Source organism: Streptomyces sp. 4N124, assembly GCF_052245395.1.
In the GTDB taxonomy this organism is placed as follows: domain Bacteria; phylum Actinomycetota; class Actinomycetes; order Streptomycetales; family Streptomycetaceae; genus Streptomyces.
On sequence record NZ_JBQQBS010000086.1, the window covers coordinates 1 to 22,808 of the forward strand.

The following is a 22,808-nucleotide window of genomic DNA, read 5'->3' on the forward strand; positions in this document are numbered from 1 at the left end:
CCCCCCCACCCCCGCCGCGCCCCCTACGGCTCCCTCGCGGCCGGCGCGTTGGACCAGTGCTGGTTGGTGGGCCCTTGCCCTCTGCTCTTGCTTGCGGTCAGGTCGCCAGTGCTGATGTGTGGGCGGCCCTTACGAACCGTTCGTTCTCCGGTGCTGCTCCGCCCGGGTAGGCGAACCGGCGTCGGGTGTAGCCGTAGGCCAGGCCGCTGCGGGGGTCGGCGAAGGCCTGGGAGCCGGGGGCGCCGCTGTGGCCGAAGGCGCCGGCGCCCAGGAAGGGGTACCAGGTGTCGGCGGTGGCCTGGAAGCCGAGGCCGTAGGAGCGGTGGGTTCGGGCGACCAGGTCGTAGCCGATGGAGTGGATCTGGCCTACCTCGGCTGTGGTGTCCGGCTTGAGTAGGGGTGGGCGGTCGTTCATCTCGCTGATGGCCGCCGCGTACATGCCGGCCAGGCCGCGCGCGGATGCCACGCCGCCCGCTGAAGCCTGGCCCTTGGCGCGTACGGTGCGGGAGTTGGCGAAGTCGGTGAATTCGCCGGCGTTCGGGACATGGGCGTTGAACGCGATCGACGTGAGGGTGTGCGGGCCGGTGGGGGCCGCGTCCAGTACGGCCTGTTGCTTCGGGGTCGGCAGCATGGGTTGCGCAGAGCGGAAGCGGGGGTCGAGTGGCTGCGGGAGCCCCAGGTGGAAGTCGAGGGCGTACGGGGCGCGTACGCGTTCCTCGAACAGTTCCTGGAGGGTGTGTCCCGTCGCGCGGCGTGCCACCTCGCCGGTGAGGGCGCCGATGACGAGGGCGTGGTAGCCGAAGGCGGTGCCGGGGCGCCAGAACGGGCGTTGGTCCGCGAGTCGTTCGGCGATCATGCGGTCGTCGGCCAGCTCGTCGAGGGAGAAGCCGGTGTCGAGGCCGATCAAGCCGGCCCGGTGGGTCACCAGGTCGCGCAGGGTGAGGTTGGACTTGCCTTCGGCGCTGAACTCCGGCCAGTAGTAGGTCACTTTGCGGTCGAGTTCCAGCGTGCCGTCCTGCACGAGCAGCGCGACCACGAGGTGGGCGGCGCCCTTGGTGGACGAGTACACGCCGTAGAGGGAAGTGGCGTCGGCGCCGTCGCCGGTCCACAGGTCGACGACTCTGCGGCCGTGGACGTACGCGCACAACTGGCCCTCGTAGTCGTCCCGTTCGCTTGCCACGAACGCGGCGAATTCGTCGCGCACTGCGTCGAAACCGTCCGCCACGGTGCCGTGGATCTCCTTCGTCGTCATCCACCACTCTCCTGACTCGCCTGCGCCACGGTGAACAATGCCCGTGCCACCTGCGCGAATTGCCCCTTCGGATGATCCCGGAAGAGGGGTTCGGTGCCGAACAGCACGGCACCTGGACCGCTGACGACCGAGGCCTGCCCGGCCGCTGCCCCCGGACCGCCACTGCCGTCCTCCAATGGCCTCCAGTGCCCGGAGAGCAGTGGATTACCGGTCGTGTATGACTGCTCCACCCGCACTTCGGGTCCGAGGTCGGTGAACCAGACGGGCGCGTACACGAAGCTGTGGTCCGCAGCTCCGCCGGTGATCCGCCCGCCCCTGTTGACGACTCGCACCACGCCGTTGGCGTCCCCGTTGCCCTCGACCGGCTTGGCGGCCAGCAGCCCGGTCGCGGAGGTGAGGTCCGCGCCGGTGGCGCCTCGGCCGACCAGCCCGCCGTGGTGGGTGAGGAAGGTGTCCAGCGCCTTGCGGGCCGCCGGATTCAGGGCGTCGTAGGACAGTCCGGCCGAGACGAACAGGGCGTCAGTTTTCGACCAGTCGAAGCCCGCGTTCAGTACGGCCGTGGAGACGGGCGTGACCTCGAAGTTCATCTCCCGGAGCGCGAACAGCTCGCCCGCTGTGACGGCGGCGGCCAGGCGGAGTCGGCGCAGTTCCGTGGTGCCGCGCGTGTGCGTTGCCTCGAAGGTCACGTCGTGGGTGCGGGCTGCGGTGACTGCCGCCTTGCGTGCCGAGGGCGGGAGGATTGCGCTGCCGTCCGGGGCCTGACGTATGGAAATGCCCTGCTGGAGGAGGTCGTTGAGGGCCGCGATCTCCTGGGGGGTGTCCAGGCGGAGGCGCAGGGGGCCGTAGGGGGCTACGTGGGCGACGGGCGTGGCCCTATTGATGGTGCGGAGTGCGCCGTACGGCAGGCTGCCGCTCTGGGCGGGCTTCACCGTGGCGCCCCAGAGGCGGCCCAGGCTCCAGCCCGAGATGTCGTACATCACCGATACCTTGTCGCTGATGTCGGTGCCGTCGGCGAGGAGGACGTTCGCGAGGCCGCGCTTGGACTGGTGCATGTCGATGACGTAGGAGCCCGGTGCGTACGTCCTTCCTGCGAGCCGGAAGGGGCGGGTCGCGCGGGTGACGGTGACGTCGTTGGCGAGGAGGTGGTCCACGAGGCGGGCGGCTGCGGTCGCCGAGCGCTGGGACGGTCCTGCGGGGATGACGTATGCGCGGGGGAAGTTCGTGGTGTAGACGTCCTCGGGGCCGATGCCGGGGACTCCTGGGACCGTTTCCTCCGATACCGGGATCTGTGCCTCGCCTGCCGCGCCGCGCCGGAAGACCTCGATCTGGTCGGCGATCAGTGAAGTGCGGTGGGTGCGCGTGAAGTCGAGGGTGGCGCGGATGGCGGCGCCCGCCACGTCGACGTTGATCGCGGACCTGCGGCGCAGTTCCGCCGTCGGGAGGGTGTCGTATTCCTCGTTGTTGACCGCTAGGGGGATCTCCACGGTGTGCGCGGCGACCGTGCCCTGGAAGGCCGCGTACTGCGGGGTGAAGATGGGCGGCCAGTCGTCCCAGCCCTCCTCCTGGTCACGGAAGGGGATTTGGGCCGGCTCCACGCCGTCTTTGGCAGGTGTGTAGCCGAGGCCGTTGACTGCCGACTCCATGCCCAGGGCGTTGGCGTAGGTGTTCTTGAGGAAGAGGTCGTACTCGTAGTTCTCGCCGTGCGGGGGAGTGGTGGGCTCGATGAGCGTGCCGTTGACGTAGCCGTGCAGGTCGAGCATGACGGCGGGTTGCTTGTCGATCTGGATCTGGCGCATCGCGCGCACCTCGGGCTGCGAGGCGGTCACGAAGTCCCGGTTCATGTCGAAGCCGCCTGCGTTGGCGCGGGTTCCGGCGATACGGCCGTCCGGGTTGGCGGTGATGTTGAAGTAGAGGCGGGAGCGGGAGAGCAGGTCCCTGGTCCGCGTGTCGTTCGCCGTCGCCAGCTGTTTGATGAGGCCGAGCGAGGCGTCTGTGCCCTCCCACTCGTTGCCGTGGATGTTGTTGTTCACGAACAGCGGGACCTTGTAACGCGCTTTGATCTCATGGGACTTGGCGGCGACTGCGGGTGCCTTCGCGATCAGCTCGCGCATCCGCTCCTGGGCGCGGGTCTGGTGGGCGGACTCCGGGGCGGTGACCGTGACGAGGTACAGGCGGTGCCCGCCTGCCGAGCGGCCCGTGACCTCGACGCTCACCCGATCGCCCAGGGACTGCAGGGCGTTGAGCTTCGGGGCGATCGCGTGGTACGGGGTGAGGCCGAGCTTGATGGACTTGTCGGCGGGGTTCTCGGGGTCGGGGGTGAGGATCTGCTCGCGGGGATAGCCGCTTGCGGAATCGGTTCTGCCGACGGTGGCGGCGAGGGCCCGTTCGGCCGCGCCCACCGGGGTCAGGGCGGCCTGTCGGTCGAGGGCGGGGCCCTCGCGGGTGACGGGCTCGGTGTCGGCCCCGGCGCTGCCGGGGGTGAGCAGAAGTGACCCCGCCGTGGTGAGGGTGAGGGCAGTGATCAGGACGGGTCTCGCAGGGGCGGTTCTCGTGGTGCGCACGCGTACCTCCTCCGGGCTTCCTGAGATCGGTACGGCGAGATGTACCTGTTCGACTCAACGGCAACAAGAGGGAGTCCGTGTCGCCGATGCCCCGGATGGCGCATCCCGCGCGCGGCGAACGGGGCATGCTGAGAGGGCCCGGCGGTGTGCCCTGGGAGGGTCTGGCGGTTCCGCAGCGCCCCAAAGGGGCGCGAGGCCGTATCGATATGCGGCTCCGCCGAGCGGGCGCGACCAGCCCCGACAGACCCGCAGCCGAGTCACCGCCTACCAGCGGAGCGCTTACGCGAGGAGTGTTCATGGCGACGATCCCTTCGCTCCCCAGCAGGGACGAGATGCTGCGCATGGCGCGCAGCACGACCGACATCACCGGCCAACTCCTGGACACGGCCGGGAACATCACCAGAATCGCCATCAACACCTTCGACCCACGGGACGGTTCGGGCGCGGAGGTGCTGCGCGTCCTGCGCGAGACCACCGCCGAACTCGCCGAGGCCAGCGCCTCCCCGCAGGCCCAGGAGGCCTTCTACCGCATCGTCGACACCCTCACCCGGCTCGGCACCAGCGGCGCCCCGCTCGCCGTGCACCCGGTCAGCGAACCGGCCCAGGCGCTGCTGGCGGCGCTGAGCGACAGCCTGCTGCCGGTGCTGGACGCCGTGGAGCCCGCGGTGGAGGAATTCACCACCGCGCTCGGCGACTTCGTCGAGGCGACGTCCCCGCTGCTGCCCGCGGCGGCGGGCCTGGCCGCGGGCGTGCTGCTCGCTCTCACCCCGCTGATCCGGGCGGCGACCGACGTCCTCAACGAGTCGACGCCCGAACTCCGCCGTGTCGCCGACGCGTTGACGTCCGCGCTGGCCCCGCTGATGCCGCTCCAGGTGGCCCTGGCGGAGCGTGCGGCCGCCGCGGGTGCGGGTGTCGTACGCGCTGCCCTGCCGCCCCTCGCCGACCTCACGGAAGCCGCCGCGGCGACGACGAAGGCGGCGCGGCCGGTGCTCATCGCCGGGGAGGAACTGGTGGTGTCCGCCCTGGAGTCGGTTCAGCCCTTGATGCTGGCCACGGCTTCGCGCGCGGGGCGGGTGGCGCGGGCTGCCGCGGTACGGGTGACGGCGGCGGTGTCCCCGGCGGCGGATCGCGGGGTGGTGGTGGCCGTGTCCGTGGCGGGTTGAGACGCGGGTTGAGGCAGGGAGACGCAGGTCACATTTGGTGATGTCACATCCCGCCGGGGTCGTTCCGTCATAGCTGTGTAGCCAACGAAAACGGCGGAGGAGATCACCATGACTGCCCGACTGGACGCCTTCAAGAGCCCGACCATCATGAAGGTCTTCAAGCAGATCACCGCGGCGAACACGGTGCTCAAGGACTCGACAGTGCCGGCCGCCACGCAGGAGCTCGTGAAGCTCCGTGCCAGCCAGATCAACGGATGCGGCTTCTGCACCGACATGCACTTCAAGGACGCCGTCGCCGCCGGTGAGACCCCCGAGCGTCTCAATCTGGTCGCGGCCTGGCGGGAGGCCACGGTCTTCACCGAGGCCGAGCGGGCCGCGCTGGAGCTGACGGAGCAGGGCACCCGCATCGCGGACGCGGCCGGCGGTGTCACGGACGAGGCCTGGGCGAACGCCGCCAAGCACTACGACGAGGAGGAGCTGGCCGCCCTGGTGTGCGCGATCGCCCTCATCAACACCTTCAACCGGGCGAACGTCATGCTCCAGATGCCCGCCGGCGACTACCAGCCCGGCCAGTTCGGATAGCCGGGAGTGTGCGCCCGCCCCGGTGACCGGTCACCGGGGCGGCACGCCATTGACAGGACAAAAGGGGGGCCCACACAATCGTCGGCATGATCGGGAACCGGTTCGACACGACGACGGGGCCTCTGCGTGTCCCTGATCGGACCGGGTGCGAACGCTCCGGTCGCTAGTCGAGTTGCCGCCGAGCCGTGTGCTCGCCGCGCGCAACGCCCTTCGTTCGCGACGCTCCAAGGCACACGTGTCTCGCGTCGGCCGTCAGCCGAACGAGGAGAGACTCCATGACCGTGACCGTCCCATCCGCCGTACCACCGACGGTGCTGCGCGAAGCGCGCGTGCCCGCGGGCGGGATGTACGAGGGTGCGCGCACGCTGCGGCGGCTGCCCGAAGGGTGGCAGGAACGGCCGTATCAGCACTTCGAGCTTGTGCCTCAGGGGTGCACCATCGGGGCCGAGGTGAGAGGCGCCGACCTCTCGCGTCCGCTCGATGCCGCACTGCGTGAGGAGCTGAACCGCGCCCTGCTGGAGTGGAAGGTCCTCTTCTTCCGTGCCCAGCACCTCACCTCCGCGCAGCAGCGTGACTTCGCCCGAAACTGGGGGGAGTTGGAGACCAACCCGCTGCTCGCCCGCGGATCCAGCGAGGACGTGGTGCGCTTCGACAAGGGCGGCTCGGCCACACCCACCTTCGAGAACGTCTGGCACGCCGACGTCACCTTCCGTGAGCGGCCCGCGCTCGGCGCCGTGCTCCAGCTGCGCGAGGTCCCGCCGTTCGGCGGGGACACCATATGGGCGGACATGGCCGCCGCGTACGACAACCTGCCGCAGGACGTGAAGGACCGCATCGACGGCGCCACCGCCGTGCACGACTTCATCCCCGGGTTCGCCCGCTTCTACGGCCCCGAGCGCCTCGCCCCGTACCAGGACGAGTTCCCGCCCGTGGAGCACCCCGTGGTGCGCACCCACCCTGAGACGGGCCGCCGGCTGCTGTTCGTCAACACCTCCTTCACCACCCGGATCACGGGCATGGAGCGCGAGGAGAGCGACCGGCTGCTGCGCTGTCTCTTCCAGGAGGCGCACGTCCCGGAGTACCAGGTGAGGTTCCGCTGGCAGCCCGGAGATGTCGCCTTCTGGGACAACCGCGCCACACAGCACTACGCGGTGAACGACTACGGCTCGCACCGCCGCGTCGCCGAACGCGTCGCCATCGCCGGCGACCGCCCCTTCTGACCCCCGGCCCACTCCCCACGGCCCACCCCGTCACTGTCAGTGCATGCCGCTAGAGTTTTCTTCATGCGCGATCTTGGGGTGGGCTTCAACTACCTGCTGAAGGGCCAACGCTGGGTGGCCCGGCACGGCAAGCAGTACGGCTTCGGGCTGGTCCCGGGGCTGATAACGCTCGTCCTCTATGCGGCGGCGCTGGTCTCGCTGGCGCTGTGGGGCGAGGACTTCGTGGCGTGGGCGACGCCCTTCGCCGACGACTGGTCCAGCCCTTGGCTCGGCCTGTTCCGCGGCTTCCTCACCGCCGTCCTGTTCGCCCTCGGCCTGCTCCTCGCCGTCCTCACCTTCACCGCGGTCACCCTCCTGATCGGCCAGCCCTTCTACGAGAACCTCTCCGAGAAGGTCGACCGGGACGTCTCCCCGGACGGCACCGCACCGGAGTCCGGCCTGCCGCTCTGGCGCGAGCTGTGGATCTCCGGCCGCGACAGCCTGAGAGTCCTCATGCGGGCCGTGCTCTGGGGCATCCTGCTCTTCGCCTGCGGCTTCATCCCGGTCGTCGGCCAGACGGTCGTCCCGGTGATCGGCTTCTTCGTCACCGGCTTCTTCCTCACGGAGGAACTCACCTCCGTCGCCCTCCAGCGCCGCCGCGTCGTCCTGCGCGACCGCCTCACCCTGCTCCGCTCCCGCAAGACCCTGGTGTGGGGCTTCGGCACGCCCCTCGCGCTGGCCTTCGTGGTCCCGTTCGTCGCGGTGTTCCTGATGCCGGGCGCGGTCGCGGGCGCCACGCTGATGGCCCGCGACCTGGCCGGCGAGGAGACCGTCGAGGACGGCGCCGCAGACCCCGAGGCGGAGCAAGTCACCCAGTGATCGCCCAGTGATCAGTCAGTGATCACCCGTTGACGGCCACCGTCAGGATCGCCCGCACCTGACCGATGATGTCCAGCCGGTTCCGCACGAACTCGGGGTCGGTGACCGCCCCCGTCGCCGGGTCGGTGTTGCCCGTGCCGAACTGCAGCACCGGCGTGTGCACATGCCCGCCCGACAGCGTGTCGTGCAGCCCCAGCCGGTCCCGCAGCAGCGTGGCCCGGTAGGCGATCTCGTTGGACAGGTAGTCGCCGCCGCCCCCGGCACGCGCCGTCGACCCGGGCGTCGGCCCGTCCGGCCGCACGACGGGCTGGGTGCCGCCCGCCGGGATCTCGGTCACGCTCGTGTTGTCGTACACGGGGAACCGCCCGGTGTTCGCGGCCACGATCGCGGCGTACGGCAGGCTGGTCGTCGTCCACTGCGGCTGCGAGGCCGGGTCGGTGACCGGGATGGTCTCGGCCGTACCGGTGTTCTCGTTGTCCAGGAAGCCGCCCCGCCACGCTCCGTTGGTCCGCTCGACGTCGAACCGCCCGACCCGGCCCTGGCTCACGGTCGTGAACAGGTCGACCTTCGGGAGGTAAGGCCGCAGCGTCCGCTCCACCGTCCCCTGCCCGAAGTCCCGCCAGCGCACCGGGAACACGGCTGTCTCGATCCGTGCCGGACCGTCCGCCGTCTCGATCACCGTACCGTCGAGGGCCAGCGCGGTCGCCCCGGACGGGTTGGAGATCCGGATGTCCCGGTCCAGCGTGAACGGGTCGAACCCGGTGACCAGAACCCGTTTCATTCCCTTGCCCTGCGGATACCGGATGGCGGTCTGCCCGCGAGAGTTCCGCTCCAACTCCTCGATCAGCTTGGCGCGTTGGGCCTCGCTCAGCCCGAACTCCGGCTCCCAGGTGCGCACTTCCCGCGTCATCCCCAGCCGCGCCCAGTACAGCGGCCGGTCGTCGTCCCGGCTCAGATCCCCGCCGGCCGGCGCCCGACCCTGCGCCCGAGCGACAGCCAGCCGCCACAGCGCCGCACCCTCTCCTACGACGGTCCGGCGGGCCTGCGCATACGACTCCGCCGCCGCGAGCGCTCGCGCGAACTCCGGCGCCACCGTGTCGAATCCGGACCGCCTGAGGATCTCCTGCGGTTGCGCCTTGTCCAGCCGCAGCTCCTCGGCCGTCGGGGCCGGGGCTGTGTCCGCCGTCGCCGTCGTCGGGGCCGCGAGGCCCGCCAGCAGGGCGAGTCCGAGTACGCCGATCCGAACACGTATGGAATTCAAGGGGTTCAGGTCCTTCCGTCGCCGTGGGGAAGCGTGCTCGGCAGTATGGCGTGACGGGAGGGGGCATGGGTAGATCAGCGAGGGGAGACGGCCAACTCGGCCGCCGCGTCCCGCAGCACCCCGATGAACGCCTCCGCCGCCGGTGACAGCGTCTGCCCCCGCACCGTCGCCGCATACACCGCCCGCGCCGGAGCCCCCTCGTCGAGCACCGGCAGCAGCGCGACGTCCGGGCGCACGGACTCGGCGGCCAGCGCCGGGACCAGGGTCACGCCGAGGCCCGCGGCGACGTAGCCCAGCTTGGCGGTCCACTCGCCGACGACATGGGCGACGCGGGGGCGGAAGCCCTGGCGCAGGGCCGCGTCGAGGAGGGTGCCCTCGGGGCGGGGGCCGCCGGAGATCCAGTCGGCGTCGGCCAGCCGGTCGAGGCGGACGGGGCCCGGATGGTGTGCCAGGGGATGGTCGGCGGGGACGGCGACGTACAGGGACTCGTCGAGGAGGTGGTGGAGTTCGTATGCGTCGAGTGGCGTGCCGCCCGTCGTCGAGACGACCGCCAGATCGAGGTGGCCGGCGGTGAGACGGTCCAGGAGGGCCGGCGTGAAGCCCTCCTCCCGGGTGAGCAGGACGCCGGGGTGGCGGGCGCGGAACGCGGCCAGCGCCCGGGGCACCAGCGCCGCGTCGGCCGTCGCGAACGCCCCGAACCGCAGCCGCCCGCCCGCCACTTCCCGCAGCGCCGTCAGCTCACGCGCGGCACCGTGCAGCGCCGCTACGACCGCCTCCGCGTGCGGCACCAGCACGCGGCCCGCCTCCGTCAGCCGTACACCCCTCGGCAGCCGGTCGAACAGCGGCGCCCCGCCCAGCGCGGCCTCCAGCGAGGAGACCTGCCGGGACACCGCGGACTGCGTCCAGCCGAGTGTCCGGGCGGCCACGGTGAACGAGCCGTACCGGGCGACCTCCAGGAACACGCGCAGCCACATGGTGGACAGATCATGCGAGTTCGGCATGACAGCCATGCTAGACATTCGCTTGTCGCATCACGGGCCCGAACCTAGCGTCGAGGACATGAAGGTCACTCTCGACAACCCGGCGTCAGCGCCGCAGCCCGCCAACGCCTACTACTCCCAGGTCGCCCGCGTCGAACTCCCTGGCGGCGGAGCGCTGTTGTACGTCTCCGGACAGGTCGCCGACGGAGCCGACGTCGCCGCTCAGAGCCGTGGTGTCTTCGAGGCGATCAAGGCACTGCTCAGGGCCCACGGAGCCACGCTCGCCGACGTCATCAACATCCGCACCTACCTGACCGACATCGGCAAGCTGCACGAATACGGCGCGGTCCGCCGCGAGTTCCTCACCGGCACGCCGCCCACCAGCATGACCTTCGAGGCATCCCGGCTCTTCAAACCCGAAGCGCTGGTCGAGGTCGAGGTCGTGGCAGCCGTCAGCGCCCAGGGGCCTGAGGAAGTCCCAGAACGTTGATGGTCGCGGTTTCGAGTCCTTCGCGGGTGCCGAGGAAAGATGGAGACGTCACGGACTCAACGAGGAGGCACCCTGATGGCGGGAACCCGCACCCAGGCCGACGCAGCACGCGAGGCGGTCGTCGAGGCCGCGCTTGCCAGGCTCGACCTCGACGCCAAGACGCGGCTGCTGTCGGGCCAGGACATGTGGACCCTCCCCGAGCTCCCCGAGATCGGGCTGAAGTCCCTGGTCATGTCGGACGGCCCGATCGGTGTCCGCGGTGTGCGCTGGACCGCCGACGACCCCTCCGTCGCCCTGCCGTCCCCGACCGCGCTCGCCGCCACCTGGGACCCGGAACTCGCGCGCAGGGCAGGGGTGTTGCTCGCCCAGGAGGCCCGCCGCAAGGGCGTGCACGTTCTGCTCGCCCCGACCGTCAATCTCCATCGCTCACCGCTCGGCGGCCGGCACTTCGAGGCCTACAGCGAGGACCCGTACCTCACCGGCCTGATCGGCGTGGGCTATGTGAACGGCGTCCAGTCCGGCGGCGTCGGCACCACCGCCAAGCACTTCGTCGCCAACGACGCCGAGACCGACCGCTTCACGGTGAACAACCTGGTCGCCGAACGCGCCCTGCGCGAGCTGTACTTGGCCCCCTTCGAGACGATCGTCGAGAACGCCCATCCCTGGGGCATCATGACCGCGTACAACACGGTCAACGGCACGACGATGACCGAGCACCGCTACCTGGTGAACGAGATCCTGCGCGGCGAATGGGGCTTCGACGGCTTCAACGTCTCCGACTGGATGGCCGCCCGGTCGACCGTCGGTGCCATCGAGGGCGGGCTCGATGTCGCCATGCCGGGTCCGGACACGGTGTACGGCTCGGCGCTCGCGGCGGCTGTGAGGGAGGGCAAGGTCGACGAGGCCACGGTCGACACCGCCGTACGCAATGTCCTGCGCCTCGCCGCCCGCGTCGGCATCCTGGAAGGCGCCGAGCCGGTCGTCACCGAGCTCCCGGAGACCGTCGAGGGCATCGAGCTGGCCCGCGAGATCGCCCGCCGCGCCTTCGTCCTCGTACGCAACCAGAGCGCTCTACCGCTGAAGCCGGGAAGGGTCGCCCTCATCGGCGCCGCCGCCCGCGACGCCCGTGTCCTCGGCGGCGGCTCCGCCACCGTCTTCCCGTCCCGGATCGTCTCCCCGCTCGACGGCCTCACCGCCGCCCTTCCCGAGGGCACCCTGACCTACACCGTCGGCGCCGCCCCGGACACCGAACTCTCCGTCTTCGACACGGGCTTCGAGCTGTGCGCGATCTGCCGCGACGCCGACGGAAACGTCATCGGCTCCGACTCCGCCCCGGGCGGCCAGCTCAAGTGGATGGGCCCGTCGGCCCTGCCCGAGGGCGTCACCTACGAGCAGCTGCACACCGTCGAGCTCACCGGCACCTTCAGGCCGCGCGAGAGCGGGCTCCACACCTTCGGCATCCAGGGCATCGGCACCTTCACGCTCACCATCGGCGGCACGACGTACTTCGACGACGTCCAGAACCCCGCCAAGGACGACCCCTTCATCACCTTCTTCGGCGAGCCCACACCCCACGCCCAGGCCGAACTCACCGCCGGCGAACCGGTCGACGTCTCCCTCACCTACGTCGTCGAACGGCCCGAGGGCCTCCCGATGCGGGCGATCATCTTCGCCCTCGCCCACCAGGACCCGCTGCGCGACCCGGACGAGCTGATCGCCGAGGCCGTGGAAGCGGCACGTGACGCCGACACGGCGGTCGTCGTGGTCGCCACGACCGAGCGCGTCGAGTCCGAGGGCTTCGACCGGGCGGACCTGCGGCTGCCCGGCCGCCAGGACGACCTGGTGCGCGCGGTCGCCGCCGCCAACCCGAACACGGTCGTCGTGGTCAACTCCGGCTCCCCGGTGGAGCTGCCGTGGCGCGACGACGTGGCCGCGGTCCTGCTCAGCTGGTTCCCCGGCCAGGAGGGCGGCGCGGCCCTGGCGGACGTGCTCACCGGCGCCCATGAGCCCGGCGGCCGCCTGCCCACCACCTGGGGTTCCCTCACCGACGCCCCGGTCACCCAGGTCGTCCCGTCCGACGGCGAACTCCCCTACACCGAGGGCGTGTTCATCGGCTACCGCGCCTGGGAGAAGGAGGGCCGCAGCCCCTCGTACGCCTTCGGCCACGGCCTCGGCTACACCGACTGGACGTACGAGTCCGTCGAGGTCACGGGCACGGCGGTACGGGTCCGGGTGCGCAACTCCGGACAGCGCCCGGGCCGCGAGGTCGTCCAGGTCTATCTCGCGCCGAGCGAGCCCGACGCCGAGCGCCCGGCACGCTGGCTGGCCGGCTTCGCGGGCGTCGAGGCCGCGCCCGGTGAGAGCGTCGAGGTCACGGTGGAACTCCCGCGCCGCATGTTCGAGATCTGGGACGAGATGACCATGTCGTGGTCATTTGTGAAGGGTTCGTACGAGATCCAGGTCGGCCGCTCGATCACGGACCGCCGCCTCACCGCGACGATTAACGTCTGAGCCGGGACGGACTTCGGGACGAGTCTCCCCACGAGCAGCCCCGGCCCAGGACCTGACACCTGGGCCGGGGCTCGTGTGTTCCCAGGGGCGAGCGCCCTGATGTTCCCAGGGGTTAGCTCACCGAGAAGCCGTACACCGTTTCCGACCGGAACACCTCACCCGGCCGCAGCACCGTGCTCGGGAAGTCCGGCCGGTTCGGGGAGTCCGGGAAGTGCTGGGTCTCCAGGGCGATGCCGTCGCCGGGGGAGAAGGGCTCGCTCAGGTGGTCGGCGGTGTAGAGCTGGAGGCCGGGCTCGGTGGTCGCGACCGTCAGCGCCCGCCCGGACGCGGGGTCGTACAGCTCGGCCACTCGCTCAGGGGCCGACGTCACTCCCTTGTCGAGCACGAAGTTGTGGTCGTATCCGGCGCCGACCTTGCGCTCCGCACGGAAGTCGAAGCGGGTGCCCTCGACGGGGGCGACTCCGGTCGGGATCAGATCCTCGTCGACCGGTGTGAACCGCGACGCGGCGATCCGCAGCTCATGCCCGGCCGCGTTCCCCGCACCGCTCAGGTTCCAGTACGAGTGGTTCGTCAGGTTCACGATGGTCGGCGCGTCGGTGACCGCCTCGTAGGCGATCCGCAGCGCACCGGCGCCGTCCAGCGTGTACGTCGCCGAGACCTCGAGCCGTCCCGGAAAGCCCTCCTCGCCATGCGGGCTGATACGCGCGAGCCGCACCCCGTGCTCGACCGGCGTCATGTCCCACACCCGCTTGTCGAAGCCGCGCCCGCCGCCGTGCAGCGAGTTGGGCCCGTTGTTCGGCTCCAGCGCATACGTCACGCCGTCCAGCGGGAAGCGGCCGCCCGCGATCCGGTTCGCGTACCGCCCGATGAGCGCGCCGAAATACGGCTCCGGATGCGCCGGATATGCATCGAGGTCCGCGAACCCCAGCACCACGTTCCCCGGCCGCCCCTCCCGGTCCGGCACCTCCACCGACTGCACGATCCCGCCGTACGACAGAATCCGCACGCGCACGTTCGCACGCTCCAGGGTCCAGCGGTGGACAGAGGTGCCGTCGGAAAGTGTGCCGAAGAGTTCGTTCATGTTCGGAACTCTAATTCGGAACCCCGGCTCACGCCTTCGAGCCCTCGGCTCACGCCTTCTTCGCGGTGACCGTGCGATAGGCGATCTCCGCCAGCCGCGCCTGTCCGTTCACACTCGGGTGGAACCAGTCCCAGTGGCTCAACTGCGCCGTGCCGAACCGGAACTCATACACCGCGCCGCCGTCGAAGCGGCAGTACCGGTCCTTCTCACACACCTCCTCCAGCACCTCGTTGTACGCCTCCACCCGGTCCTGCACCGTGTCCCGCCGCAGGGTCGCCGCCGCGTCCAGGGCGTCCGCGTCGTCCAGCATCGACGGGCAGATCCCGAGCTTCCACACTGCTTTGCCCATCGGGTTGCTCCGCCCCTCGGACCACAGCCGCTTCAGGTCCGGCACGCTCGCCACATACACCTGGGCCTTGGGCAGAGCAGTGCGCAGTGTGCTCAGCGCGTCCTCGAACTGGGTGCGGAAGTCGGCCTCCGAGGTCATCGCCGACGTGGTCGCGCGACAGGCGTCGTTCGCCCCCGCCATCACCGCCACCAACTGCGGCTTCCGCGTCACCGCCTGCGCCATCTGCCCGGCCACGTCCGCCATCAGCGCCCCGGTCCGGGCGTAGTTCCAGCTGCGCTCGGCGGCCCGCGTCTTCCCCAGCAGCCGTACGGCGAGACTGTCCACGTCCGCTCTGCTGCCGGTCGCCCAGGAGGCCTCGGGGCAGTCCGACAGCACCGAGCAGGCGTCAAAACCACGGGTGATGGAGTCGCCCACCGCGGCGACCGAACTCGGGCTGCGGTCCCACGTCGGGGTCGGCCTCGGGGACGGCTTCACCTGCTTGGCCTCGGTGCCTCTCGGAGCCGGTGAGTCGCCACCGGTGGCGTCGCACCCCGCGACACCCAGGACGGCCGTCACGAGAACGGCGAGAACGGCCGTCGAACGGCCGTTGCGCTTCCGCATCCCCTGGTGGTCCCCTCGCTCGGCATGCAATGCTCCTCCCCCATAACAACGCGCGGGAGTTCCCGACCGCGCGAGAAGCAACGCCGCACACCCGTACAAGCGTCCTGCCGGGTGAATGGCGGGCGTTTCACGGCACCGGGACCGACGGTACGTCACACTCCTTGCGCCGCCGCACGGTAGCCTCGCCATCAAACGTGGCTGGAACCACTGCCGTTCCGCCAGTTCGCAAAGATGGTCCGCTCTGCCCGGAGGTCCCGGTGACGACACGTGGAGTTCTGTACGTGCACTCCGCGCCGCGCGCGCTGTGCCCGCATGTCGAGTGGGCCGTGGCCGGGGTGCTCGGCACACGCGTCAACCTCGACTGGATCCGGCAGCCCGCCGCCCCCGGCACCTGGCGCTCCGAGTTCTCCTGGCAGGCCGAGGCCGGCACCGCCTCCAAACTGGCGTCCGCCCTGCGCGGCTGGCACCTCCTGCGCTTCGAAGTCACCGCCGAGCCCTGCCCCACCGCCGAGGGCGAGCGCTACAGCTGCACCCCCGACCTCGGCATCTTCCACGCCGTCACCGGCATCCACGGCGACATCCTCATCCCCGAAGACCGCCTCAGAGCAGCCCTCGTCCGCTCCCAGCGGGGAGAAACGGACCTGGAAGCCGAACTGTCCAAGCTCCTCGGAAAGCCGTGGGACGACGAGTTGGAGCCGTTCAGGTACGCGGGTGAGGGAGCGCCGGTGCGCTGGCTGCACCAGGTCGTGTGATTTCTGCTCAGCACGCGCGAAGGGCCCCCACCGGCTGGTGGGGGCCCTTCGCGTCGTACGACTGGAACCGCTGCTTTCTCAGACCGTACGGAACGCCAGCACCACGTTGTGCCCGCCGAAGCCGAACGAGTCGTTCAGCGCGGCGATCCGGCCCTCGACCGGCAGCTTCCGGGCCTCGCCGCGCACGACGTCCGCGTTGGCCTCGGCCTCCGGGTCGAGGTTCTCGACGTTGATGGTCGGCGGAGCCACCCGGTGGTACAGGGCCAGCACCGTCGCGACCGACTCCACGCCGCCCGCGCCGCCCAGCAGATGCCCGGTCATCGACTTGGTCGCGGAGACCGCCATGTGATCCGCGTCGTCGCCGAACACCTTCCGCAGCGCCTTCAGCTCGGCCACGTCACCGGCCGGCGTGGACGTCGCGTGCGCGTTGACGTGCATGACCTCGGCGGGGTTGAGGTCGGTGTTGTCGAGCAGGTTCTGCAGCGCGTGCGAGATGCCGCGCCCCTCCGGCTCGGGCTGCACGATGTCGTGGCTGTCGGCGGAGATGCCCTGCCCGACGGCCTCGGCGTACACCCGCGCACCGCGCTTCGCGGCGTGCTCGGCGGACTCCAGGACGATCACGCCGGCACCCTCGCCGAGGACGAAGCCGTCACGGGCCACGTCGTACGGACGGGACGCGCCCTCGGGATCGTCGTTGTTCTTGGACATCGCCATCATGTTGCCGAACGCGGCGATGGGCAGCGGATGGATCGCCGCCTCCGTACCACCCGCGACGACGACGTCGGCGCGGCCGGAGCGGATCATCTCGATGGCGTAGCCGATGGCCTCGGCGCCGGAGGCGCACGCGGAGACCGGCGTGTGCACGCCCGCGCGGGCGCCCACGGCCAGGCCCACGTTGGCGGAGGGGCCGTTGGGCATCAGCATGGGGACGGTGTGCGGGGAGACGCGGCGGACGCCCTTCTCCTTGAGCACGTCGTACTGGTCGAGCAGCGTCGTCACGCCGCCGATGCCGGAGGCGATGACCGCGCCGAGCCGGTCGGGGTCGACATTGCCGTCCTCACCGGCCTTGGCGGTGAAACCGGCGTCCGCCCAGGCCTCCTGGGCGGCGATCAGCGCGAACTGCGCCGACCGGTCCAGGCGGCGGGCCTGCGGCCGTGGAATGACCTCGGAAGGCTCCACGGCGACCGGGGCCGCGATACGGACGGCCTGCTCGGCCGCCCACTCCTGCTCCAGGGGCTTGACGCCGGACTTGCCGGCGATCAGGCCCTCCCAGGTAGAGGCTGCGTCGCCACCCAGCGGTGTGGTTGCGCCGATACCGGTGACGACCACGGTGCGATTGGTCGGGCTCACGGGAATTCTTTCTCCAACGGATCCGAGGAGGACAACCCCCGCTCATCGCGGGGACAACGGCGCCACCGCCGGGTGGCGGGGCCTTGCGGTCAGGACTACGGGGTGAGTCAGCCCTGGTGCTTGAGGATGTAGCCGGTCGCGTCGCCGACCGTCTTGAGGTTCTTGACGTCCTCGTCCGGGATCTTGACGTCGAAGCGCTCTTCGGCGGCGACGACGACCTCGACCATGGACAGCGAGTCGACGTCCAGGTCGTCGGTGAAGGACTTGTCCAGCTGGACGTCCTCAACCGGGATGCCGGCGATCTCGTTCACGATGTCGGCGAGACCGGCGACGATCTCTTCCTGAGTGGCGGCCATGTCAGGCGCTCCTTCTATGTATCCAGAGGGTGTGGCGTTGGTTCCCGTGCCGGACCGGGTGATCCGGCACGGAGTGCCTAGGGGAGGGTAACGACCGTGGCGGCGTAGACGAGACCCGCCCCGAATCCGATGACGAGCGCGGTGTCGCCGCTCTTCGCCTCGCCGGTCGCCAGAAGCCGCTCCATCGCGAGCGGGATCGAGGCGGCCGAGGTGTTGCCGGTGGTGCGGACATCACGGGCGACCGTGACGTGCGCCGGCAGTTTCAGCGTCTTCACCATCGAGTCGATGATCCGCTCGTTGGCCTGGTGCGGAATGAAGACGTCCAGGTCGTCCGGGGTGATTCCGGCCGCGTCCAGCGCCTGCTGGGCGACCTTCGCCATCTCGAACACGGCCCAGCGGAACACCGCCTGGCCCTCCTGCGTGATCGCAGGGAACTTGTCCGTGGCGCTGTCGTACTCGTTCCACGGCACGGTCTGCTTGATGGTCTCGGACTTGTCGCCCTCGGAACCCCAGACGGTGGGGCCGATCGCGGGCTCCTGCGCGGGACCGACCACGACCGCGCCGGCACCGTCACCGAAGAGGAACGCGGTGGCCCGGTCCTCCAGGTCGGTCAGGTCCGACAGCCGCTCGACGCCGATGACGAGGACGTACTCCGCGGAACCCTCGACGATCATGCCCTTGGCGAGCGTGAGGCCGTAGCCGAAGCCCGCGCAGCCCGCCGAGATGTCGAACGCGGCGGCCTTGTCGGTGCCGAGCTTGTCGGCGATCTCGGTGGCGATGGCCGGGGTCTGGCTGAAGTGCGAGACGGTCGAGACGACCACGGCGCCGATCTGCTCGGCGGAGATCCCGGCATCGGCGATCGCCTTGCCGGACGCCTCGATCGACATCGCGGCGACCGTCTCCTCGTCGGAGGCCCAGTGCCGGGTCTCGATGCCGGAGCGCGAACGGATCCACTCGTCGGACGAGTCGATCTTCTCGAGGATCACCTCGTTCGGCACGACCCGGGTGGGACGGTAACCGCCCACGCCGAGAATGCGCGCGTACGGGGCGCCCTTGCTGGGCTTGATCTTCGACATGTTCGTTACGGCTCCTTAGGCGTCAGGCGTCGGCGTGCTCGGCGATGAGCTCGCGGGCCGCGTCGAGGTCGTCGGGGGTCTTCAGGGCCAGCGTCTTGACGCCGGGGAGCGCGCGCTTGGCGAGGCCGGTGAGCGTACCGCCGGGGCAGACCTCCAGGAGGGCGGTGACGCCCAGTTCCTTGAAGGTCTCCATGCACAGGTCCCAGCGGACGGGGTTGGCGACCTGGCCGACGAGGCGGTCGAGCACCTCGGCGCCGGTCGCGACGGCCTGGCCGTCCTTGTTCGAAACGTAGGTGACCTTGGGGTCGGCGGGCGTCACGTCCGCGGCGGCCTTGGCCAGCACGTCGACCGCCGGAGCCATGTGATGCGTGTGGAAGGCGCCGGCGACCTTCAGCGCGACCACCTTGCGGACGCCCTCGGGCTTGTCCTCGGCGAGCGCGGCGAGCTGCTCCAGCGTGCCCGCGGCGACGATCTGACCGGCGCCGTTGACGTTCGCCGGGGTCAGGCCCAGCTTCTCCAGATGCGCCACCGACACCTCGGGGTCGCCGCCGAGCAGCGCCGACATACCCGTCTCGGTGACCGCGGCGGCGTCGGCCATGGCCAGACCCCGCTTGCGTACGAGGGCCAGCGCGGCGGTGTCGTCGAGGATGCCCGCGAAGGAGGCGGCGGTGAACTCGCCGACGCTGTGACCGGCGACCGCGCCGGGCGAGCCCGCCGCGATGGGGGTACCTCCCGCTCGAGCGAAGCCGAGAGTGGGGGAGGCAAATGGGTTGGCACCCAGTGCCGCGGCGGAGAGGATTCCGGCCGCGACCAGCAGCGGCTGGGCCACGGCGGTGTCGCGGATCGCGTCCGCGTCGGCCTGTGTGCCGTAGTGGGCGAGGTCCAGCCCGATGGCGTCCGACCACGCGGCGACGCGGTCCGCGGCACCGGGCAGTTCGAGCCAGGGGGTCAGGAAGCCGGGCGTCTGGGCGCCTTGGCCGGGAGCGACGAGTACGAGCACTCTCACACTCTCTCTTGGGGACGGCCACGGCCGCCCGTGGGGACAGGGACGAAGAACGCGAAGGGGTTTTGTAGGCCCCCGACAAAAGACTAGGACTGCTGATCTCCATCGGCCAGACGCCCCAGGATCAGCGCGATCCGCAACGTGAACGCCGACCGTACATCTGATGGCGACCAGCCGGTGACGTCAGTCACACGTCGGAGCCGGTAGCGCACGGTGTTGGGATGGACGAACAGCATGCGCGCGGCGCCTTCGAGGCTGCTCGCCTGTTCGAGATAGACGGAGAGCGTCTCCAGGAGCGCGGACCCGGCTTCCTCCAGCGGTCTGTAGATCTCCTCCACCAACTGCTCGCGAGCGCTCGGGTCGCCGGCCATCGCGCGCTCCGGCAGCAGATCGTCGGCCAGCACCGGCCGCGGGGCGTCCTGCCAGGCAGAACACGCCTTCAGCCCGGCCGCGGCAGCCTGCGCGGACCGGGTCGCGGCCAGCAGATCCGGTACGACGGGACCCGCCACCACCGGCCCGGCGGCATACGGCCCGATCAGCGACTTGGCCACCGCGAGGGGGTTGTCGCTGCCGCCCGCGATCACCACGAGGCGGTTCCCGAGCACCCCGGTGAGCACCTGCAGCTTGGCGTGCCGGGCCGCCCGCCGGATCGCCTCCACGGTCAACTCACTGTCACCGTCCGGCGCCGTACCCAACACCACGCACACATGCTCGGGAGCGTTCCAGCCGAGGGCGGCGGCGCGTGATACCGCGCCCTCGTCGGCCTCCCCGCTGAGGACCGCGTTCACGACGAGGGACTCAAGCCGCGCGTCCCAGGCACCGCGTGCCTCGGCGGCCTGGGCGTAGACCTGGGCGGTGGCGAACGCGATCTCGCGGGCGTAGACGAGCAGGGCTTCTCGCAGCACGTTCTCGTCGCCGGGGGCCGCCACCTCGTCGATGGCGGACTCCATGACCTCGATGGTGGTGCGCACCATCTCGACGGTCTGGCGGAGGGTGATGGCCCGGGTCAGCTCGCGCGGCGCGGTTCCGAACACGTCGGTGGAGATCGCCTGCGGGGCGTCGGGGTGCCGGAACCACTCGGTGAACGCGGCGATGCCCGCCTGGGCCACCAGACCGATCCAGGAACGGTTCTCCGGGGGCATGGCCCGGTACCACGGCAGCGTCTCGTCCATGCGCGCGATGGCTTGCGCGGCGAGACTTCCCGACGACTTCTCCAGCCGCTTGAGGGTTGCGGGGTGGGGATGGACGTCGTGGGCTGCGGCGGGGGGCTTGGAGGATTCGGGTTCGGGCACGGGACAAGACTGCCTTATCGGATGGCTCGGTCGTCTACGGGGGCGCTTAATGACCTCTGCGGCTCCCTCGCGGTGACTACGGTGGGGGCGTGATGGACGTACGGCGTGCGACGGACCGCTACCGGGGAGGCGAGGCCGCTGCCGGGATCGAGTCGTGGCATGCCTTCTCCTTCGGGCCCCACTACGACCCCGACAACCTTCGCTTCGGTCCCGTGATCGCGTGCAATGAGGAGCGCCTCGCCCCCGGCGCCGGTTTCGACGAGCATCCGCACAGCCACACCGAGCTGGTGACCTGGGTTGTCGAGGGGGAGCTCACGCACCGTGACTCGCAGGGGCATGAGACGGTGATCCGGCCCGGCGATGTCCAGCGGCTCAGTTCGGCGGCCGGGGTGCGTCATGTCGAGCGGAACGACGGTACCGAGCCGCTCACGTTCGTGCAGATGTGGCTGGCACCGCTGGAGCCGGGCGGTGATCCCGCCTACGAGACCGTGCGCGGCATCGCGGACTCCACGCCGTACGCCGTTCCCGAGGCGGGGGCGATGCTGCATGTGCGGCGGTTGTCGGCGGGGGAGCGTACCGCGGTGCCGGATGCGCCTTTGACGTACGTGCATGTGGTGCGCGGCACCGTCCGGCTCGGTCCGCATGAGCTGGGGCCGGGGGACGCGGTGCGGGCGACGGGCGAGAAGGACCTCGAACTCCTCGCCGTGTCCGCACCGGCCGAAGTGCTGGTGTGGGAACTGCCCGAGAAGTAGGCGGAGTTCAGCGGGCCTCGGTGAGTACCGCGTCCGTGAACGCCGGCCACACCTCGACCGCCCAGGGGCCGAAGGCTCGGTCCGTGAGGGCGACGCAGGCCAGCCGGGCGTCCGGGTCGATCCAGAGGAACGTACCGGACTGGCCGAAGTGGCCGAAGGCGCGCGGTGAGGAGGAAGCGCCGGTCCAGTGGGGGGACTTGGAGTCACGGATCTCGAAGCCGAGTCCCCAGTCGTTGGGGTTGTGGTGTCCGTATCCCGGCAGGACGCCCTTGGTGCCCGGGTACTGGACGGTCATGGCCGCGGCGACCGTGCGGGGGTCGAGGAGGCGGGGGGCCTGGACCTCGGCGGCGAAGCGCGTGAGGTCGTCGACGGTCGAGACGCCGTCCTTCGCCGGGGAGCCCTCCAGCGTCGTCGATGTCATGCCCAGCGGCTCCAGCACCGCCTGGCGCAGATACTCGGCGAAGGAGATGTCCGTGGCCTTCGCGATGTGGTCGCCGAGCTGCTCGAAACCCGCGTTGGAGTACAGCCGCCGCTCGCCGGGTGCGGAGGTGACGCGGTGTTCGTCGAAGGCGAGCCCCGAGGTGTGGGCGAGGAGGTGACGGACGGTCGAGCCGGGCGGGCCGGCCGGTTCGTCGAGTTCGATGGCGCCCTCCTCGTACGCGACGAGGGCGGCGTATGCGGCGAGCGGCTTGGTGACCGAGGCGAGGGGGAACCGGTGCCCGGTCGGGCCGTGGGACCCGAGGACGGTGCCGTCGGCTCGTACGACGGCCGCCGCGGCGGTGGAAACCGGCCAGTTCTCGATCAACGCGAGGCTCTTCAGGGACATGCGTCGAGCCTAAGCCGCTCAGAATGTGAGCCGCATGAAGGGGTCCTTCGTACGCGCGAAGCCCAGCGAGGCGTACAGCGGCTCGGCGTCCTCGGAGGCGGTGAGATCCACCTGCCCGACGCCCCGCTCCCGGAGCCACTCCAGCAGCTCCGCCATGCACGCGCGCGAGTACCCGCGGCGCCGCGCGTCCGGATCCGTGGCGACGCTGAAGACGTACCCGACCCGCCCGTGCGGATTCCCGGGCTTTCCGATGCGGTACTCGACCGTCCCGACCGCCAGGGCCGCCAGCGCCCCCGGCCGCTCCGGATGGTCGACGACGAACGCGACGAAGTCCCCGTCGGCATCCGCGAGCCGGTCCCGGAGGGTGGGGAGCGACTCCGCATGCCAGTCCGTGCCGGCCCCGGCAGAGAACACGGAATCGATCATGACCTGACGCAGACGGAGCACTTCCTCCGCGTCCTCGGCAGTGGCACGGCGTACGAGACTCATGACC

Annotated in this window: 21 protein-coding genes; 8 read left to right on the plus strand and 13 right to left on the minus strand. The window is 70.7% G+C overall.

The genetic code is table 11. The annotated features are described in order from the left end of the window. Positions 1-97: 97 nt before the first annotated feature. Together ACTWQO_RS44825 and ACTWQO_RS44830 are read right to left on the minus strand one after the other, a co-directional pair. On the minus strand, positions 98-1,252 hold the full coding sequence (locus tag ACTWQO_RS44825) for a serine hydrolase domain-containing protein (protein WP_443243161.1): 1,155 nt from the start codon (positions 1,250-1,252) through the stop codon (positions 98-100). Then, positions 1,249-3,813 carry a M14 family zinc carboxypeptidase gene (locus ACTWQO_RS44830; protein WP_443243162.1) on the minus strand — a complete coding sequence of 855 codons (2,565 nt, stop codon included), beginning with the start codon at positions 3,811-3,813 and terminating at the stop codon, positions 1,249-1,251. The genes ACTWQO_RS44825 and ACTWQO_RS44830 overlap by 4 nt, the downstream gene beginning before the upstream one ends. Positions 3,814-4,109: 296 nt before the next feature. Here ACTWQO_RS44830 and ACTWQO_RS44835 point away from each other — a divergent pair, with 296 nt between their 5' ends. The 4 genes from ACTWQO_RS44835 to ACTWQO_RS44850 all read left to right on the plus strand — a co-directional run bounded on the left by ACTWQO_RS44835 (position 4,110) and on the right by ACTWQO_RS44850 (position 7,636). Further along, entirely contained in the window at positions 4,110-4,976 is an 867-nt protein-coding gene (locus ACTWQO_RS44835) for a hypothetical protein (protein WP_443243163.1), read from the plus strand. Between the two features lie 108 nt (positions 4,977-5,084). Then, positions 5,085-5,558 (plus strand): carboxymuconolactone decarboxylase family protein, encoded by a 474-nt coding sequence (locus tag ACTWQO_RS44840; protein ID WP_443243164.1) that lies wholly within the window; start codon positions 5,085-5,087, stop codon positions 5,556-5,558. Between the two features lie 275 nt (positions 5,559-5,833). Continuing rightward, positions 5,834-6,778: a TauD/TfdA dioxygenase family protein gene (locus ACTWQO_RS44845; protein ID WP_443243165.1), complete on the plus strand. Its 945-nt coding sequence runs from the start codon at positions 5,834-5,836 to the stop codon at positions 6,776-6,778. A gap of 63 nt (positions 6,779-6,841) precedes the next feature. Then, positions 6,842-7,636 (plus strand): EI24 domain-containing protein, encoded by a 795-nt coding sequence (locus ACTWQO_RS44850; protein WP_443243166.1) that lies wholly within the window; start codon positions 6,842-6,844, stop codon positions 7,634-7,636. A gap of 22 nt (positions 7,637-7,658) precedes the next feature. Here ACTWQO_RS44850 and ACTWQO_RS44855 read toward each other — a convergent pair whose 3' ends face one another. Beyond that, positions 7,659-8,897, minus strand: coding sequence for a pyroglutamyl peptidase (locus ACTWQO_RS44855; RefSeq protein ID WP_443243167.1), 1,239 nt, complete (start codon positions 8,895-8,897; stop codon positions 7,659-7,661). Between the two features lie 74 nt (positions 8,898-8,971). After that, entirely contained in the window at positions 8,972-9,907 is a 936-nt protein-coding gene (locus tag ACTWQO_RS44860) for a LysR family transcriptional regulator (RefSeq protein ID WP_443243168.1), read from the minus strand. 49 nt (positions 9,908-9,956) lie between these two features. Here ACTWQO_RS44860 and ACTWQO_RS44865 point away from each other — a divergent pair, with 49 nt between their 5' ends. Continuing rightward, the gene (locus ACTWQO_RS44865) at positions 9,957-10,367 is read left to right on the plus strand and encodes a RidA family protein (RefSeq protein WP_443243169.1); all 411 of its coding nucleotides are present in this window, start codon (positions 9,957-9,959) and stop codon (positions 10,365-10,367) included. A gap of 75 nt (positions 10,368-10,442) precedes the next feature. After that, positions 10,443-12,878 carry a glycoside hydrolase family 3 protein gene (locus tag ACTWQO_RS44870; protein ID WP_443243170.1) on the plus strand — a complete coding sequence of 812 codons (2,436 nt, stop codon included), beginning with the start codon at positions 10,443-10,445 and terminating at the stop codon, positions 12,876-12,878. Positions 12,879-12,990: 112 nt separating this feature from the next. Here ACTWQO_RS44870 and ACTWQO_RS44875 read toward each other — a convergent pair whose 3' ends face one another. Both ACTWQO_RS44875 and ACTWQO_RS44880 read right to left on the minus strand, forming a co-directional pair. Then, positions 12,991-13,959 (minus strand): aldose epimerase family protein, encoded by a 969-nt coding sequence (locus ACTWQO_RS44875; RefSeq protein ID WP_443243171.1) that lies wholly within the window; start codon positions 13,957-13,959, stop codon positions 12,991-12,993. 49 nt (positions 13,960-14,008) lie between these two features. Continuing rightward, positions 14,009-14,908 (minus strand): SGNH/GDSL hydrolase family protein, encoded by a 900-nt coding sequence (locus ACTWQO_RS44880; RefSeq protein WP_443243172.1) that lies wholly within the window; start codon positions 14,906-14,908, stop codon positions 14,009-14,011. 257 nt (positions 14,909-15,165) lie between these two features. Between ACTWQO_RS44880 and ACTWQO_RS44885 the strand changes: the two genes are divergently transcribed. Then, complete coding sequence (locus ACTWQO_RS44885) at positions 15,166-15,660, plus strand: DUF3145 domain-containing protein (protein WP_443243173.1); 495 nt, start codon at positions 15,166-15,168, stop codon at positions 15,658-15,660. A gap of 78 nt (positions 15,661-15,738) precedes the next feature. Here ACTWQO_RS44885 and fabF read toward each other — a convergent pair whose 3' ends face one another. From fabF to fasR, 5 genes are all read right to left on the minus strand, one after another. Continuing rightward, complete coding sequence (fabF, locus tag ACTWQO_RS44890) at positions 15,739-17,010, minus strand: beta-ketoacyl-ACP synthase II (RefSeq protein ID WP_443243174.1); 1,272 nt, start codon at positions 17,008-17,010, stop codon at positions 15,739-15,741. A gap of 107 nt (positions 17,011-17,117) precedes the next feature. Next, a complete protein-coding gene (locus tag ACTWQO_RS44895; RefSeq protein WP_062706531.1) occupies positions 17,118-17,366 on the minus strand; it encodes an acyl carrier protein in 249 nt (82 codons plus the stop codon). A 77-nt stretch (positions 17,367-17,443) separates the two neighbouring features. After that, the gene (locus tag ACTWQO_RS44900; RefSeq protein WP_443243175.1) at positions 17,444-18,442 is read right to left on the minus strand and encodes a ketoacyl-ACP synthase III; all 999 of its coding nucleotides are present in this window, start codon (positions 18,440-18,442) and stop codon (positions 17,444-17,446) included. Positions 18,443-18,464: 22 nt separating this feature from the next. Continuing rightward, a complete protein-coding gene (locus ACTWQO_RS44905; protein ID WP_443243176.1) occupies positions 18,465-19,442 on the minus strand; it encodes an ACP S-malonyltransferase in 978 nt (325 codons plus the stop codon). An 89-nt stretch (positions 19,443-19,531) separates the two neighbouring features. Beyond that, positions 19,532-20,737, minus strand: a complete 1,206-nt coding sequence (gene fasR / locus ACTWQO_RS44910) for a fatty acid biosynthesis transcriptional regulator FasR (protein ID WP_443243177.1) — start codon at positions 20,735-20,737, stop codon at positions 19,532-19,534. An 89-nt stretch (positions 20,738-20,826) separates the two neighbouring features. On the opposite strand from fasR, the gene ACTWQO_RS44915 reads away from it, so the two are divergent. Further along, on the plus strand, positions 20,827-21,489 hold the full coding sequence (locus ACTWQO_RS44915) for a pirin family protein (protein WP_443243178.1): 663 nt from the start codon (positions 20,827-20,829) through the stop codon (positions 21,487-21,489). A 7-nt stretch (positions 21,490-21,496) separates the two neighbouring features. Here ACTWQO_RS44915 and ACTWQO_RS44920 read toward each other — a convergent pair whose 3' ends face one another. Together ACTWQO_RS44920 and ACTWQO_RS44925 are read right to left on the minus strand one after the other, a co-directional pair. Further along, positions 21,497-22,315 carry a serine hydrolase domain-containing protein gene (locus ACTWQO_RS44920; RefSeq protein WP_443243179.1) on the minus strand — a complete coding sequence of 273 codons (819 nt, stop codon included), beginning with the start codon at positions 22,313-22,315 and terminating at the stop codon, positions 21,497-21,499. Positions 22,316-22,333: 18 nt separating this feature from the next. Then, positions 22,334-22,804 carry a GNAT family N-acetyltransferase gene (locus ACTWQO_RS44925; protein ID WP_443243180.1) on the minus strand — a complete coding sequence of 157 codons (471 nt, stop codon included), beginning with the start codon at positions 22,802-22,804 and terminating at the stop codon, positions 22,334-22,336. Positions 22,805-22,808 lie beyond the last annotated feature (4 nt).

Excerpts from the sequence above, each read along its gene's own strand:
- ACTWQO_RS44870 (WP_443243170.1), top strand. The coding sequence starts at position 10,443 with ATGGCGGGAACCCGCACCCAGGCCGACGCAGCACGCGAGGCGGTCGTC.
- ACTWQO_RS44895 (WP_062706531.1), bottom strand. The coding sequence starts at position 17,366 with ATGGCCGCCACTCAGGAAGAGATCGTCGCCGGTCTCGCCGACATCGTG.
- ACTWQO_RS44860 (WP_443243168.1), bottom strand. The coding sequence starts at position 9,907 with ATGGCTGTCATGCCGAACTCGCATGATCTGTCCACCATGTGGCTGCGC.
- ACTWQO_RS44850 (WP_443243166.1), top strand. The coding sequence starts at position 6,842 with ATGCGCGATCTTGGGGTGGGCTTCAACTACCTGCTGAAGGGCCAACGC.
- ACTWQO_RS44875 (WP_443243171.1), bottom strand. The coding sequence starts at position 13,959 with ATGAACGAACTCTTCGGCACACTTTCCGACGGCACCTCTGTCCACCGC.
- ACTWQO_RS44845 (WP_443243165.1), top strand. The coding sequence starts at position 5,834 with ATGACCGTGACCGTCCCATCCGCCGTACCACCGACGGTGCTGCGCGAA.
- ACTWQO_RS44865 (WP_443243169.1), top strand. The coding sequence starts at position 9,957 with ATGAAGGTCACTCTCGACAACCCGGCGTCAGCGCCGCAGCCCGCCAAC.
- ACTWQO_RS44925 (WP_443243180.1), bottom strand. The coding sequence starts at position 22,804 with ATGAGTCTCGTACGCCGTGCCACTGCCGAGGACGCGGAGGAAGTGCTC.
- ACTWQO_RS44840 (WP_443243164.1), top strand. The coding sequence starts at position 5,085 with ATGACTGCCCGACTGGACGCCTTCAAGAGCCCGACCATCATGAAGGTC.
- ACTWQO_RS44920 (WP_443243179.1), bottom strand. The coding sequence starts at position 22,315 with ATGTCCCTGAAGAGCCTCGCGTTGATCGAGAACTGGCCGGTTTCCACC.
- ACTWQO_RS44880 (WP_443243172.1), bottom strand. The coding sequence starts at position 14,908 with ATGCGGAAGCGCAACGGCCGTTCGACGGCCGTTCTCGCCGTTCTCGTG.
- ACTWQO_RS44835 (WP_443243163.1), top strand. The coding sequence starts at position 4,110 with ATGGCGACGATCCCTTCGCTCCCCAGCAGGGACGAGATGCTGCGCATG.
- ACTWQO_RS44900 (WP_443243175.1), bottom strand. The coding sequence starts at position 18,442 with ATGTCGAAGATCAAGCCCAGCAAGGGCGCCCCGTACGCGCGCATTCTC.
- ACTWQO_RS44825 (WP_443243161.1), bottom strand. The coding sequence starts at position 1,252 with ATGACGACGAAGGAGATCCACGGCACCGTGGCGGACGGTTTCGACGCA.